The organism is Winogradskyella poriferorum (assembly GCF_050618035.1).
Classification (GTDB): domain Bacteria; phylum Bacteroidota; class Bacteroidia; order Flavobacteriales; family Flavobacteriaceae; genus Winogradskyella; species Winogradskyella poriferorum_A.
Genome location: NZ_JBODPY010000181.1, coordinates 1 through 227, shown reverse-complemented (window position 1 = coordinate 227; position 227 = coordinate 1). Strand labels below are relative to the sequence as shown.

1 protein-coding gene is annotated in these 227 nt (G+C 37.0%); it reads right to left on the bottom strand.

Annotation, left to right across the window (positions count from 1 at the left end; genetic code table 11):
- Positions 1-227, bottom strand: a 227-nt coding sequence (locus ACRHOC_RS15385; protein ID WP_431159466.1) for a prolyl oligopeptidase family serine peptidase, incomplete at both ends; no start/stop codon positions are given.

The window sequence follows — 227 nt, the reverse complement described above, 5'->3', positions numbered from 1 at the left end:
ATTTTAGAAGTCTCCTCCTGTTTTTCTTCGGAAACTTCTCGCTTATCACCGAGCGTTTTATGAATGAAATTAGTGATTTTCTTATACAGATGAAGACGTGTATTCCCACCATATATCCCATGGTTTTTGTCTGGATATATCATCAATTCAAATTGTTTCTCTGCCTGAACCAATGCCTCAACCATACGCATTGTATTTTGTAAGTGTACATTATCATCACCACAGCC